This is a genomic window from Pinirhizobacter sp. (assembly GCF_036499745.1).
GTDB lineage: Bacteria > Pseudomonadota > Gammaproteobacteria > Xanthomonadales > Rhodanobacteraceae > Pinirhizobacter.
The window spans coordinates 54,914-69,648 of the sequence record NZ_DASYDG010000041.1 but is presented as its reverse complement, the minus strand read 5'-3'; the positions used below and the strand labels follow the sequence as shown (position 1 = coordinate 69,648).

The window sequence follows — 14,735 nt, the reverse complement described above, 5'->3', positions numbered from 1 at the left end:
CTCAGGCCCATGGCCGGCACGATGAAAAAAGGCGACGTTCTGTTCGAGGCAGCACGGGCCGCGCTCGCGCCGTTGCCTGGGCCGTTGCGCGGAGAATGCGAAGCCGTCTGCGAGCTTCTACTGCAACTGGGTTGCGACGAGGAAACCTGCGCCGCGGCCTGCTGGTTCGCCGTGGCCGTACACGACCGCACGGCGTGGGACGCCGCCGCCGCGGCGCTCCCGCCTACCTTGCGCCGCCTGGTCGAAGGCCAACTGGCGGCGGAGACCGTCTGGGTGCTGCACGCCCAGCGCCCCGGCGCCGCCACCGAGGGTCTGCGACGCCTGCTGCTGGCGATCATCCGCGACCTGCGCGTGGTGTTCGTGCTGCTGGCCCGGCAACTGGCCCGCATGCGCGCAGCCATGGCCATGGACGAAGACGAACGCCACGCCCTGGCCCAACTCACCCGCGACATCCATGCACCGCTGGCCAACCGGCTGGGCATCTGGCAGCTGAAGTGGGAACTGGAAGACCTCTCGTTCCGGTACCTGGAACCGGAGACCTATCGCCGCATCGCCAAGCTGCTGGACGAACGTCGCGGCGACCGGGAAACATTCATCGCGCAAAGTCTTTCCGAACTCGGTGCGGCGCTCGCCAAAGCCGGCATTCATGCCGAACTTGCCGGCCGCCCGAAGCACATCTTCTCGATCTGGAAGAAGATGCACCGCAAGCACCTGGAGTTCTCCGACCTCTACGACATCCGCGCCATCCGCGTGCTGGTGGAGGACGTGGCCAACTGTTACGCGGCGCTGGGCATCGTCCATTCGCTGTGGCCGCACCTTCCCGGGGAATTCGACGATTACGTGGCGCGTCCGAAAGGCAATGGCTACCGCTCGCTGCACACGGCGGTACTCGGCCCGCAGGGCAAGACACTGGAAGTGCAGATCCGCACCCACGACATGCACCGCGCCAACGAGCTCGGGGTGGCCGCGCACTGGCGCTACAAGGAAGGCGGCGGTGCCGATGCCGAGTTCGAGGCGAAGATCGCCTGGATGCGCAAGCTGATCGAGCCCCGCGGCGAAGACGACGCGGAACTGGCAGCCGGCTTCCAGACTGAACTGATGGAAGACCGTGTCTACGCACTTACGCCCAAGGGCGAAGTGATCGACATGCCGCACGGTGCCACGGTGCTCGATTTCGCGTACCACATCCACACCGAAGTGGGGCATCGCTGTCGTGGCGCGAAAGTCAATGGACGCATCGTGCCGTTGACCTTCCAGCCCCGAAGTGGCGACCGCATCGAAATCCTCACCGCGAAGATTTCCGAACCCAGCCGTGATTGGCTATCGGTACACCACGGTTACCTGCACACTTCCCGTGGCCGGGAAAAAGTGCGCGCATGGTTCCGCCGCAGCGCGCACGATGCGAACCTCGTGGCCGGCCGCGCGATGCTGGAACGGGAATTGCGCCGCCTTGCGCTGCCCGATGCCGACATCGGCAAGCTTCCGGCGCACTTCAACTTCAAGACTCACGACGACATGCTGGTGGCGCTGGCGCTGGGAGAGGTCACCACCGGTCAAATAGCGCGTGCCTTGCAGGAACGTGCACCCGAACCGGACGTCACCCAATCGGCCATGCCGGTGGCATCGCGCCCGGCCCAGCACGACCGGGGCGCGCTCAGTATCGATGGCGTGGGCAACCTGCTCACCACCCTGGCGCGCTGCTGCCAGCCGTTGCCGGGCGACCCGGTGAAGGGATTCATCACCCGGGGACGGGGTGTGTCGGTGCACCGCGCCGACTGCGCCAGCCTGGCCGCTCTGGCGCGCAGGCAACCGGAGCGGGTGATCGAGGTGAACTGGGGCAAGGTGGATGTCCAGGCCTACGAGGTGGACATCGAACTGCGGGGTTACGACCGCAAGGGCCTGCAGAAGGATGTCACCAACACCATCAGTAACACGGGGCCGCATATCGTGGCGTCGTCCAGCCGGGTGCATACCCGTACCGCCGAAGTGGAAATGCGCTTTACCCTCCGCGTCCGCGACTACGAGCAGCTGTCGACCTTGCTGGGGCGCCTGGGCGCACTGCCCAACGTGACAGATGCACGCCGGTTGGGGTAAATACCCTGTCGCGCCACCCTATCCGCCCGATAAATGCCCCCCCGGCGCCCCGGGGCTGCCACAGGCCCGGGTGTTAAGCTTTCCAGAATGAAAGAGACTCACCAGCGATGAGCGGACGCCGCGACTCCAAAGATGGCCGGCGTGGCCGCACCGAGCCTGTCCTGGGCAGCCTGGACAACCTCGATGGTCCGGGCCCGGCCCAGGTACCGGACGATGGCCTGCCGCATTTCCGCGTGGAGGCCCCCGAGCGCCGGGCCTATGCCGGCAAGCCGGTGCCGCCGCCCCGCCAGCGCAAGCGTGGGTGGCTGCTGCCGTTGGTGCTTCTTCTGGTAATCGGGGCAGGGACCCTGGTTTACCTGCAGCAAGACCGCCTGCGCGGCATGCTGCCTGCCACCGAACTCAACGACACCCTCACCAGCGCCGACCAGGCCCTGGCCGCCGGCAAGCTTGACGGCACGAATGGCGACAGTGCCCGTGAGCTTTATGAAAAGGTGCAAGCCGCCGAACCCGATAACGACCGTGCCCGGGATGGCCTGCGCAAGGTCGGCCAGGCCGAGGTTGCCCGCGCCGATGCCGCCCTGACCGCCGGCAACGTGGACGAAGCCGATGCCGCTACCAACACCGCCAATGAACTCCTCGGCGGCGGAACGGACATCGAGCGCCTCCGCCAGCAGATCAGCCGCGCCCGCAACCCCAGTGCCCAGCAGGGTTCCATGGTGGACCAGGCCCAGGCCGCGTTCGATGCCGGCAAGTTTGATGGCCCCGATGGCGCCGGCACGCTGTATCGCAAGGTGCTCGACGGCGACCCGAACAATCCCGTGGCCTCACGCGGCCTGGACAAGGTAGGCGATGCCCTCGCGGCCCAGGCCCGCCAGGCGATCGCCGCCAACGACCGTAAATCGGCCAGTGGCATCGTCGAACGCCTCGCGGCCGTCGTGCCCAATTACGGCGACCTTCCTTCCCTGCGTGCTTCGCTGGCCGAAACGCGCAAGCAGGACGACCAGGCCACCGCCGGGCTGCTCAGCCAGGCCGCCGACAACCTTCGCTCGGGAAAAGTGGCCGGTGACGGCGACGACAACGCACTGGCGCGCTACAAGGCGGTGCTTGCGGTCGATCCGGACAACACCACGGCCAAGGGTGGCCTTGGCCAGGTGGCGCAGGCTCTTATCGTGCAGGCCAGCGCCGCGCAGGATGCCGGCGACAACGACCAGGCGCGGAAGCTGCTCGACCAGGCGGCGACGCTTGCTCCCAAGTCCGCGGACCTTGCCGCCGCGCGTGCGCGCCTGGGCGATGGCCATGCCCAGGCGGGCGGCGTCGCCAACGCTGCCGCCGGCAGTGACGACACCACGCCCGCCCAGCTTTCCGTCACGCCTGAGCAAAAGACCCAGGTGGCCGACCTGGTGCGTCGCGCTCGCGCGGCCACGGCCAGGGGCGACATCATGACGCCGCCGGCCGACTGCGCGTACGACCTTTACCGCAATGCGCTGGCCATCGATGGCAACGACGCGTCCGCCCGCAGCGGTCTGCAGTCGTTGCCTGGCGTGGTGCAGAACCAGTTCGAGACGGCCATGTCCAGCGGCAATCTGCGCCACGCGGGTGAGTTGCTCGACACCATGGCCGACCTCGCCCCGGGCGAGCCCGGACAGGCAGGCCTGCGCCGGCGCCTTGCCAGCGCCCTGGTAGACCAGGCACAGCAGCGCGGCAACGCAGGCGATCGCGAAGGCGCCCGGCAATCGCTGGATGCCGCGCGTCGGTTGAACCCCGACGACGCACGCCTTCCCGATGCTTATGCCCGGTTGCAGTCCGGCCGCTGAGCATGAAGATCCTTGTCCTTGGTGCGTCCAGCCAGATTGGACGGTTCTTGTTGCCGCGCCTTCGTGCGCGCGGCGACGAAGTGGTGGCCATAAGCCGCGCGCAACACGCCGGCCCCGACGGCGCGACATGGATGCATGGCGCCTTGCCTGATCGAATTCCCGACATCGCGAATGTGGATGCCGTGGTCTGCTATGGCCCCATCGCCGCGCTGGCGCAGTGGCTTGCCAGCGGCGCCGCGCCCGGCGTCAGCCGCGTGGTCTGCACCAGTTCGATGAGTGCGGAGAGCAAGCGTGAGTCGGTGGATACGGCCGAACGCGAGCTGGCCCGTACGCTGCGCGATGGCGAGGCGGCACTGACGGCGGCGTGCGAGGCGCGTGGCATCGCCTGGACCGTTCTTCGACCCACGCTGATCTACGGGGCAGGTATCGACAGAAGCCTCTCACCCATCGCGCGGAGTGCCGCGCGTGCGCATATATTCCCGCTGCCGTCGGGCATTGGCCTGCGCCAGCCGGTGCACGCAGACGACATCGCCGATGCCACCACGGTTGCCCTGGACACGCCATCGGCCGCCGGCCAGGTGATCCCGATTGGCGGCGGCGAACGGTTGTCCAGTGGCGAGATGTTCGCGCGCGTGCGCCGCAGCCTTGCCGTGGCCACCTTGCCGTTGCCCGTGCCGCGATGGCTGCTCGGGTTGGCCGCCCATGTCATTCCCCGGGCGCGTGGCCCCATTTCCCGGCTGGATGTCGACCTGATCGCCGACAACGATTCGTTGCAGCGCCTGCTGGGCGTACGACCGCGGCCGTTCCTGGCGGACGGCGCCTGCTGGATGCCTTCGTGAGCGATCGCCGCGTCTGCGCCATCGTCGTTACCTGGCATCCGGACACCGAGATGCTGCAACGCCTGGTCAATGCGGCGGGGCCGCAGGTGTCACATCTGGTGGTGGTCGACAACGGCGGCACCCGATTGGCGGCACGCGATGGCGTGACGCTGCTCGCACAGCCGGTCAACGTGGGACTTGCCGCAGGCTTCAACGTAGGCATCGCGTTTGCACGCGCGGGTGGCTTCGACACGGTGCTGCTGCTGGACCAGGACAGCGAACCCAAGCCCGGCATGGTCCAGTCGTTGATCCGCGCGCTCGACGGAGCGAGTGCCGGCACGCCCATCGCAGCGGTGGGTCCGGTGTTCCAGGATGTCCGCGAAAACCACGTCGCACCCTTCGTCCAGTTCGGATTTCCTCTGAACCGAAAGATCATCGCAGAGCGCGGCGCCCCGGTGCCTTGTGACTTCCTGATCAGTTCTGGCTCGTTGATACCGCTGGCCGTACTTGATGCCGTGGGAGAGATGGACACCACGCTGTTCATCGACAATGTCGACCTGGAATGGTCCTGCCGTGCGCATGCCGCGGGGTATGCCTTGCTTGGGGTACCCGAGGCGCGCATGGGCCATCGCCTGGGCGATGGGCGTCGCGGCGTGCTGGGCCTGGGCCATGTGGTGGTGCATGGGCCTACACGGCTGTACTACATCATGCGCAACCGCGTGCTGTTGTACCGAATGCCGCACGTGCCGCGCACCTGGGTGGCGCAGGACCTCCTGCGATTGCCGGTGAAGTTCCTGATTTTCGCGCTGCTGGTGGGCCCGCGCTGGCGCAATGCGCGCGCCATGCTCAAGGGCCTGGCTGATGGCATCCGTGGGCGCGCCACGGCGTGTCCGCCCGGGTGAAATACCCCCGCACGCCACCCGGCGGCCACCCTTCGTTCAGATCCCTGCCGGTCTGCCCTGTCTATGATCGGCCGGTACATTGAAAGAGGAACATCCTGCCTTGGCTTTCTTTTCCCGACTTGGTGCCCTGTTTCGCGCGATCTGGCCCTGGATCCGCATTCCCGTCTACATCGTGCTGGGCCTGATCTTCGGCTTCCTGCTGCCATACACGCTGGTGCTCAATTCCCGCGTGCAGGAGCAATTCAACGACCTGGTGTTCGCCGTGCCCACGCGCGTGTACGCGCGGCCGCTTCCGCTGGCCCAGGACACAGCGATGAAACCGGCGGCGCTGGAGCTGGAGCTTACCTTCGCCGGGTACTCGAACGACGGCAAGGGCCAGGTACCGGGAACATTCGCCCGTAATGGTTCGACCTATGTGATCGCCTCGCGCGGCTATGCCGGGCCGGACGGCGGCGAGATCGCCCATCGCGTCCGCGTGGTGCTGTCGCAGGGCCAGGTGGATTCGATCACCGACATGGGTACCGGCAAGCCGCTGGATGGCACCCATCTGGACCCCGCGCGCATCGCCACCCTGTACGGTGCACATGCCGAGGAGCGCCGCATCGTGCGCCTGGGCGATGTGCCTCCGCTCTTGATCAGCGGCCTGCAGGCGGTGGAAGACCGCGACTTCAAGCATCACTTCGGCCTGGATTTCTCCGCCATCCTGCGTGCGTCGTTCGCCAACCTGCGCGCCGGCCACACGGTGCAGGGCGGTTCCACGCTTACCCAGCAGCTGGTGCGCAACCTGTTCCTGGACCGCAGCCAGAACATCATGCGCAAGCTCAACGAGGCGATCCTGTCGGTGCTGATCGAGATGCACTACGACAAGAGCCGCATCCTTGAGGCCTACATCAACGAGGTTTTCCTGGGACAGCAGGGCGATCAGGCCGTGCACGGTTTCGCCGCGGGCGCAGAATTCTACTTCGGTCGCCGCATGGAAGACCTCCGCCCGCAGGAGGTCGCTCTTTTGGTGGGCCTGGTGAAAGGCCCGAGTTACTACGACCCGCGCCGATACCCCGACCGCGCCATCGCCCGCCGCAACCTGGTGTTGCAGCAGTTCCGCGATACGGGCCTGCTTAGCGATGCGGCTTTCCTCGCCGCACAATCCGCGCCTCTGGGGCTGGCCGGCAACGCGCAGTTGCCGCACAACCGATTCCCGGCATTCATGCAGCTGGTGCGCACGCAGATCACCGCCGACTTCGACGAGAACGCCCTGCGCGACGGCAGCCTGTCGATCTTCACCACGCTCGATCCCGCCGCCCAGCTCTACACCGAGCAGTCGCTGCTCTCCACCATGGACGGCCTGGGCAAGCGTGGCGCCGCGGCGCAGGGCGCTGCCGTGGTGACGGACGTGGCTACCGGCAGCGTGCTGGCCGTGGTCGGCAGCCGCGACCCCGGCGACCAGGGCTTCAACCGTGCACTGGATGCGCGTCGGCCGATCGGCTCGCTGGTAAAGCCCTTCGTATACATGGTGGCGCTGGCCGATCCGCAGCGCTGGTCGCTGGGCAGCACGCTGGACGACACGCCGGTGAACATCCGCCAGCCCGACGGCACGCCGTGGACACCGAAGAACGACGACAGGGAAATACACGGCCAGGTACCGATGATCGACGCGCTGGCCAATTCGTGGAACCTGGCGACGGTGCACCTGGGGCTGGAAGTGGGTGTGCCGCGCATCAAGGCGTTCCTGGAATCGTTCGGGCTGGAGAACGTCAACCCCAGTCCGTCGCTGCTGCTGGGCGCGGTGGATCTTTCCCCATTCCAGGTGGCGCAGCTGTACCAGTACATTGCCGCCGACGGCCATGCCTTGCCGCTCGTCGCCGTACGCGGCGTGCTGGACGCCCAGGGCAAAACGATCAAGCGCTATGAGGTGAAACCCGGCAAGGGTGAATACCAGTCCGCCACGCGCCTGGTGACCTGGGCCATGCAGCAGGTGGTCAGCCGGGGCACCGCACGTGCCATCGGCAACTCGGGGCTAAGCTGGCTGCACGCGGCCGGCAAGACGGGTACCTCCGACAGCCAGCGTGACAGCTGGTTCGCCGGCTTCACTGGCGAGCACCTGGCCGTGATATGGATGGGCCGCGACGATAACAAGCCGACAGGCCTGTACGGCGCCACCGGCAGCCTGAAGGTATGGGCCGAGCTTTTCCGCAAACTGCCTACCCGTCCACTGTCGACCACCCTGGCTGAAGGCCTGGAGCTGGGGTGGATCGACCCCTCCACCGGCAAGCGTACCGACCCCAGCTGCCAGGGCGCCCGCCAGCTTCCCTTCGCGGCCGGCTACCAGCCTGAACAGCAGGAGGGATGCTTCTGGCAGCAGTTCAGAGGTATGTTTGGCAGCGGCGACGGCAACGCGCCTGCTTCTTCCACTACAGCCCCCATTACGGATTGACCATGTTCCGAGCTTTTGCCGTACGTTTGCCCTACGTTGGGGCCACGATCGCCGTACTTGCGCTCGCTGCCTGCACCCAGCCCAGCCCGCCGTCCAACCAGTCGACCAAGGCGCCGGCGCCCACCTACGACATCGTGGCGCAGATCCGCGCCGCCGGTGAGCGGGATAAATCGGCCATCGAAGTGGCCCCGCTGCGTGATCCGGGTGTGACGGGCCTGCAGGATGCGGCTTCCGCCGACGAGCGGGCCCAGCAGTACGACGCCGCCGGCGCCAAGCTCGATTCAGCCCTGAAGATCGCCGGCGACGCCCCCGATCTGCTGCAGGACCGCGCTGAGATCTATGTCCGCCAGCGTGACTACAAGGACGCGGAGAAACTCGCCCGCCATTCGTACGAGATCGGCCCCAAGCTCGGCAGCCTGTGTGCACGTAATTGGCAAACGGTGGTGGAGATGCGGCTGCAGGCGCAGGATGAGGCCGGTGCTGCCAATGCGCGCCAGGAACTGGCCAAGTGCCATCAGGCGGGGCCTGTGCGGATGTAGTTCTGTCCGGGACCGGCGTTCGACTTCGGCCCTGATTGCCTTCGGTTGCTTTCGATGCATAATCCCTTCACAGGGGAGATGCCATCCATGAGTCATGTAGACGACGCAGCACATGCCGCGACGGGTGGCCATGCAACGCATCCAGTGATGCGGACATAGTTCCCATGTCGCCACCCATCCGCCTCGCCTTTGAAATCGTCGCGCCGGTCTTCGGTATCGCGTTGGCGTTGACGTTGATGCTTTACCTCGACCGGGCGCGGAAACATCGCGCGTCGCCGGAGCCTGGCGAGCGTGGGCTGGCGATGGCGTGGACGTTTATCTGGGTGAGTGTCTGCCTGATCGGTGCGTTGGTATTCGGGGGGTTCGCGGCATTCGTGGCCTGGCAACGGTTCCATGATGCGGACGGGCGGGTGCTGGATGCCGGTGTCGTGGTGGCGTTGTTCGCGGTGGCGGCGTGCCTGGTTTACTTCTCGCGGCATCGTCGTGTCAGTCGAGAAGGTATCAGTGCCCGATGGCTCCGTGCGGTGGCCGACACGTCACCCGCCGTATTCGAGCGCAGGCAAAGGGTGCAATCCCATCCGGTGCCGGCGCAGATCGATAGCCTGGCAGTGGTCACCGGGCGATACGAAAGCGCCAAAGAACTTGCCGCCCGCGATGCCGAGGCGCGCAAAGATCTTGTGGACTATCTCGGTAGGCAAATCGCGCGCAGGGAATTCGGTGATCCGGAGGCCCGGGTGATCGACGGTTATATCCTGGCGGTGTTCGAGAGCAGGACTGGGCTCGGTAATCAGGGCTGAGGCTTAACTTCGCGATAGTCGCCGCAACCCGGTTCGAAGGTCGTCTCGCCCTGCACCGTGATATAGACGTCCCACTGGTGGGACTGGCCGGCGACGAAGCAGCCATGACGCACCAGCCGGATGTCGATGGGTTTTTCGCGGCCGCTGATCTTCAGCGTTCCGTGCAGGCTAACGCCATCGTCCCCGCGCTGCATGGCGCCGCGGGCGTTGTATGAGCCGCTGCCCCATTTGAGCAGAACAGGCAGGGCGTTGCCTTCGTCCCGCACCACGACCGACCAGTGGATTGCCGAGGCCTGCAACACGATGCCTTCAGCCTGGGCGGTGGTCGCCACGACCAGGCAGATGGCGGGTATCCACAGCAACCGACGATGCATGATGCGATTCCGGCTTGGATATGGCCTGAATCTACTCCCGCATGGATGAAACGGGCAGTCTGCCAGATGGTGTAATCCTGCCCCCACATTGGGGCTGATGTTCCGGGTCAGCCGTGGTGGCTGGCGAAGGAAAGGTACTGTCGGTGGAGGTTCGTCACCGCATCATCCAGGGCAGCTTCCGGGCCGTCGTTGTGGATGACGTCGGTCGCGATGGACAGTCGTTCTTCACGCGTGGATTGGTTGGCCACCATTCGGCGGGCGAGGGTGTCGTCGATACCGTCGCGCAGGGTGAGCCGCGCCAATTGGGTGTCCACCGATGCATCCACCACCAGGATGCGATCGAGCCATGCGTAGTGCTGGAGGTTCTCCACCAGCAGGGGAATGGCCACGATGCAGTAAGGGCTGGTATCGGCGCGCACGTGATCCATCGTCCATTGGCGTACGCGCGGATGCACGATGGCTTCCAGGCGCTTGCGTGCCGAGGGGTCTTCGAAGATGCGCCGGCGCATGGCGGCGCGATCGAGGGCGCCATCGTTATCCAGCACATCGGGGCCAAACGCCGAGGCGATCTCGGCAAGCCCTTCCGTGCCGGGCTCCACCACCGCGCGCGCCGCGCGGTCGGCGTCGTGCACGCCGACCCCCAGCGCCGTGAAGCGACGCTCCACGGCACTCTTGCCGGCGGCAACGCCACCGGTCAAACCCACGACGTAATGGCCTTCCAGCATGGCTAATGCAGCCCGGCGAAACTCATGTAAGCGGCAAGCAGTTTATCCCCGGCCACCAGCCATACCCAGCCGGCAATGGCGATGTACGGGCCGAAAGGCATCGGCACCTCGCGGCCGCGGCGGGCCAGGATGATCAACCCGCCACCGATGATGGCGCCGACCAGCGAGGACAGCAGCACGATGGGCAGCAATGCGACCGGCCCCATCCATGCGCCCAGGGCGGCCAGCAGCTTGAAGTCGCCGTGGCCCATGCCTTCCTTGCCGGTGGTGAGCTTGAACAGCCAGTAGATGGACCACAGGCTCAAGTAGCCGATCAGGGCGCCGACGATGGCGCTGCCAGGCGACACGGCCACCGGCTGCCAGGCGGGCACCAGGGTGAGAGCCAGGCCCAGCCAGAGCAGCGGGTAATTCATCTGGTCGGGAAGGAGCTGCGTGCGGGCGTCGATGCCCGACATTGCCACCAGGAACCAGGTGAGCACCAGCGCCGCTACGGCGGCCATGGTGGGTCCGAAATGCCATACCACCACGGCCGAGGTGATGCCGGTGATGGCTTCTACCAGTGGGTACTGGATGGAGATAGACACCTTGCAATAGCGGCAGCGCCCACGCAGGGCCAGCCAGCCCAGAAGCGGGACGTTGTCGTACCAGGCCAACGGGTGCTTGCAGTGCGGACAGTGTGATGGTTCGCGCACGATGCCCGGGGGCGTGGGTTCGTCGACGGCGGGGAGGTCCAGGATCTCCCGGGCTTCCATGCGCCAGGCGGCGGCCATGCGCTCGGGAACACGCAGGATCACCACGTTGAGGAAGCTGCCGACCAGGAGGCCGAGTAGGCCGGCGATGGCGATCCAGAGGGCGAGCGGAAGTTCGGTCACGCGGGGCAGCCGTGGGCGGAAACGAGAAGGGTAACCGCAGCACGGGCCAACCGGGAACCGGCTGGCCCATGCATGGCGATTAGACGGTGCCGGCGAGCTTGAAGATGGGCAGGTAGAGGGAGATCACCATGCCGCCCACTAGCACGCCAAGGATCACCATGATCATGGGTTCGAGCAGGCTGGCCAGGGTGTCTACCGCGTTGCTCACTTCTTCTTCGTAGAACTCGGCCACTTTGAAGAGCATGTTGTCCAGTGAGCCGGACTCTTCGCCGATGGCGGTCATCTGCACCACCATGGAGGGGAATATGCCTGTCTGGTTCATTGCCATCTGCAGCTGATGGCCGACGGCGATGTCGTCGCGCATTTGCTTGACAGCTTCAGCATATACGACGCTACCCGTAGCGCCTGAAACGGCATCGAGCGCTTCGACCAGGGGCACGCCGGCACGGAAGGTCACGCCCAGGGTACGGGCAAAACGGGCGATGGCAGACTGACGGAGGATGTTCCCGATAACGGGGAGCTTCAAAGACACGCGGTCGAGGAAGTGGGCGAACTTGGTCGACCGCTTTTTCAGGGTGATCAATGCGAAAACGGAGCCGATGATGACACCGATCACCACCCACCAGTAGCTCTGCATAAACCGGGACGCAGACACCACGATCTGGGTGGGTGCCGGAAGTTCCGCGCCTGCGTTCTTGAACGTGTCTTCGAACACGGGCACCACGAACAGCAGAAGGATCATGCTAACCAACAGCGCCACCACCAGGATCATGATCGGGTAGAACAGGGCCTTCTTGATCTTGGCCTTGATGCTCTCGGTGCGTTCCTTGTAGGTGGCGACGGTGTCGAGCACCGAATCGAGCACACCGGCGGATTCGCCGGCTTGCACCAGGTTCCGATAGAGCTCGTCGAACTGCACCGGATGAAGGGCCAGAGCTTCGTTGAGCGAGGAACCGCCTTCAATAGCCTGCTTCACGTCGATCAGGATGTTCTTCATCCTGGGATTTTTCTGGCCGTTCGCGATGATGTCGAACGACTGCACCATCGGGATGCCGGCCGCCATCATGGTGGCGATCTGGCGGCTGAAGATGGCCACTTCGCGAGGCTTGACGGCCTTGCCGGCGGAGCCGAAGAGAGGCTTTGATTTCTCGCGTACCGTCTGCGGGTTCATGCCCTGACGGCGGAGCTCAGCCTTCACCAGCGCCGCGTTCTTGGCCTGCATCTCGCCTTTCATGCGCTTGCCGCGCTTGTCCAGAGCTACCCAGTCGTACATGACAAGAGCGCCGACACTTGCGCGCGCAGTGCCAATGGCCCGCGCATTCTTATTGATGGCAGTTACAGTAGCCATGGCCCAACTCCCCCTGGAAACAGCATTGTTTCAACCCCTTCCCCCCGTGGGAGGGCAAGCCGGGCCATTGTACGTAAGTTTGCGGCGCCAAGTGTAAGCCAGCGCACACTTTTTAGGTCGGCTGGCAGTCGTCAATCTTTAGTCACGCGGTCGATCTCGGCCAGGCTGGTCATGCCGTCCTTGACCTTCTTCAGGGCGGAGGCGCGCAGGTCGTTGATGCCGGTGCGTTTGGCCACTTCGGCAATCTGCATGGCATTGCCGCCATTAAGAACGATGGCTTGGATCTCCTCGGTCATCGGCATGACCTGGTAGATGCCCACGCGGCCCTTGTAGCCGTCGTTGCAGTGGTCGCAGCCCACGGGCTCGAAGATCTGCATGCCTGCGTCGATATCCGCCTGGGTGAAACCGGCGTCCAGCAACATCTTCGGTGGCAGGGCCTGGGGTTTCTTGCAATCGTGCAGGCGCCGCGCCAGGCGCTGGGCAATGATCAGGGTGACGGACGAGGTGATGTTGTAGGGCGCAATGCCCATGTTCATCAGTCGCGCGATGGTCTGCGGGGCATCGTTGGTGTGCAGGGTGGAGAGCACCATATGGCCCGTCTGGGCAGCCTTGATCGCGATCTCGGCGGTTTCCAGGTCGCGGATTTCGCCGACCATGATCACGTCCGGATCCTGTCGCAGGAACGAGCGAAGGGCTACGGCGAAGGTCATGCCGCGCTTCACATTCTGCTGAACCTGGTTGATGCCCTCGACGCGGATTTCGACTGGGTCTTCCGCGGTTGAGATGTTGCGCCCGTCGATATTGAGGATATTGAGAGCGGTGTACAGCGAAACTGTTTTACCGGAGCCGGTGGGGCCGGTGACAAGCACCATGCCGTAGGGCTTCTCGATGGCATCGAGGTATAGCTTCTTCTGGTCTTCCTCGTAACCAAGCTTATCGATGCCCAGCTTGGCGGAAGATCCGTCCAGCACGCGCAGCACGATCTTTTCACCGAACAAGGTGGGTAGCGTGCTCATTCGGAAGTCGATGGCGCGGGTCTTGGACAGGTTCAGCTTGATGCGGCCGTCCTGCGGCACACGGCGTTCGGCGATGTCCAGGCCGCTCATCACCTTTAGGCGCGAGGCAATTCGGTTGCCGAGCTTTACCGGCGGGCTGGCCACGGGGCGCAGGATGCCATCCATACGCAAACGCACGCGGTAATTAGCTTCGTAGGGCTCGAAATGGATGTCCGAGGCGCCACGCTTGATGGCATCCACAAGGATCTTGTTGACGAACTTCACCACCGGGCCATCGTCCGTGCCGGTGGCATCGATGCCCGTCATTTCCTCATCGCCCTCGCCGCCTTCCAGCGCGAGTTCGTCAAGGCCTGCATCATCGAAGGCGGGGACGGTCGCGTTTAGCGCATTTAGGGCACTTTCGATCACCCGGCGCAGCTGTCCGCGTTCCACCAGTACCGGCTCCACCATGTGGTTGGAGTGGAACTTGATCTCGTCCAGGGCGTGGGACTGCATCGGGTCGGCGATGCCCACGAACAGACGCTTGCCGCGCTTGAACAGGGGCAGGGCCTGATGTTTGGTGATCAGGGCTTCGGTAACCAGGCCCAGTGGCAGGTTGGCAGGGGCGACCGCCGACACGTCCATCAGCGGCATCCCGAACTCGGCTGAGGCCACCTGGGTTAGCTTCAGGCTATCCACCAGATTGCGATCGATCAGCCAGGAAGACAGCGCAACCTTCTGCTGCGCCGACTCCATGACGGCCTGGCGGACATCGGCCTCCGGCACCACGCCTTCGGATACCAGCCGACGTGCCATGCCGGTAAGGCCGACAAGGTTCGACTGCTGTTGCATTTGCGACGCCATAAAATCCCTGCCCAGCCCCCTGTTACGTTAAGAATCTACAGCAGAACATGACTTTGGGCCATGTTCCCGGGCGAGCCATCTCGCCTTCTGCCGGATTATTGACGCTTCCCCGGCATGTAGATGGGATGCAAGTCGCGTACCGAAGGCGTGAATGACGAGCCA

General features: G+C 65.1%; 12 protein-coding genes. 7 read left to right on the top strand and 5 right to left on the bottom strand.

Features of this window, described 5'->3' with window-relative positions:
- Window positions 1–21 precede the first annotated feature (21 nt).
- The 7 genes from VGM61_RS14650 (at window position 22) to VGM61_RS14620 (ending at window position 9,395) form a co-directional block, all read left to right on the top strand.
- Window positions 22–2,094: a bifunctional (p)ppGpp synthetase/guanosine-3',5'-bis(diphosphate) 3'-pyrophosphohydrolase gene (locus tag VGM61_RS14650; protein ID WP_331523571.1), complete on the top strand. Its 2,073-nt coding sequence runs from the start codon at window positions 22–24 to the stop codon at window positions 2,092–2,094.
- 107 nt (window positions 2,095–2,201) lie between these two features.
- On the top strand, window positions 2,202–3,908 hold the full coding sequence (locus VGM61_RS14645; protein WP_331523569.1) for a hypothetical protein: 1,707 nt from the start codon (window positions 2,202–2,204) through the stop codon (window positions 3,906–3,908).
- A 2-nt stretch (window positions 3,909–3,910) separates the two neighbouring features.
- Complete coding sequence (locus tag VGM61_RS14640) at window positions 3,911–4,747, top strand: SDR family oxidoreductase (protein WP_331523568.1); 837 nt, start codon at window positions 3,911–3,913, stop codon at window positions 4,745–4,747.
- Window positions 4,744–5,628, top strand: a complete 885-nt coding sequence (locus VGM61_RS14635) for a glycosyltransferase family 2 protein (RefSeq protein ID WP_331523567.1) — start codon at window positions 4,744–4,746, stop codon at window positions 5,626–5,628. Before VGM61_RS14640 ends, VGM61_RS14635 begins: the two co-directional genes overlap by 4 nt.
- A 100-nt stretch (window positions 5,629–5,728) precedes the next feature.
- The gene (gene mrcB / locus VGM61_RS14630) at window positions 5,729–8,059 is read left to right on the top strand and encodes a penicillin-binding protein 1B (RefSeq protein WP_331523566.1); all 2,331 of its coding nucleotides are present in this window, start codon (window positions 5,729–5,731) and stop codon (window positions 8,057–8,059) included.
- A gap of 2 nt (window positions 8,060–8,061) precedes the next feature.
- Window positions 8,062–8,598, top strand: a complete 537-nt coding sequence (locus tag VGM61_RS14625; protein ID WP_331523565.1) for a tetratricopeptide repeat protein — start codon at window positions 8,062–8,064, stop codon at window positions 8,596–8,598.
- Window positions 8,599–8,762: 164 nt separating this feature from the next.
- Window positions 8,763–9,395 (top strand): hypothetical protein, encoded by a 633-nt coding sequence (locus VGM61_RS14620; protein WP_331523564.1) that lies wholly within the window; start codon window positions 8,763–8,765, stop codon window positions 9,393–9,395.
- On the opposite strand, the gene VGM61_RS14615 is transcribed toward VGM61_RS14620, so the two are convergent.
- The 5 genes from VGM61_RS14615 to pilB all read right to left on the bottom strand — a co-directional run bounded on the left by VGM61_RS14615 (window position 9,386) and on the right by pilB (window position 14,561).
- Entirely contained in the window at window positions 9,386–9,769 is a 384-nt protein-coding gene (locus tag VGM61_RS14615; RefSeq protein WP_331523563.1) for a hypothetical protein, read from the bottom strand. The genes VGM61_RS14620 and VGM61_RS14615 overlap by 10 nt on opposite strands.
- Window positions 9,770–9,876: 107 nt before the next feature.
- Window positions 9,877–10,494, bottom strand: coding sequence for a dephospho-CoA kinase (gene coaE / locus VGM61_RS14610; protein ID WP_331523561.1), 618 nt, complete (start codon window positions 10,492–10,494; stop codon window positions 9,877–9,879).
- A gap of 2 nt (window positions 10,495–10,496) precedes the next feature.
- Window positions 10,497–11,366: an A24 family peptidase gene (locus VGM61_RS14605; RefSeq protein ID WP_331523560.1), complete on the bottom strand. Its 870-nt coding sequence runs from the start codon at window positions 11,364–11,366 to the stop codon at window positions 10,497–10,499.
- Between the two features lie 79 nt (window positions 11,367–11,445).
- The gene (locus tag VGM61_RS14600; RefSeq protein WP_331523559.1) at window positions 11,446–12,714 is read right to left on the bottom strand and encodes a type II secretion system F family protein; all 1,269 of its coding nucleotides are present in this window, start codon (window positions 12,712–12,714) and stop codon (window positions 11,446–11,448) included.
- A gap of 131 nt (window positions 12,715–12,845) precedes the next feature.
- Complete coding sequence (gene pilB, locus VGM61_RS14595) at window positions 12,846–14,561, bottom strand: type IV-A pilus assembly ATPase PilB (protein WP_414694886.1); 1,716 nt, start codon at window positions 14,559–14,561, stop codon at window positions 12,846–12,848.
- Window positions 14,562–14,735 lie beyond the last annotated feature (174 nt).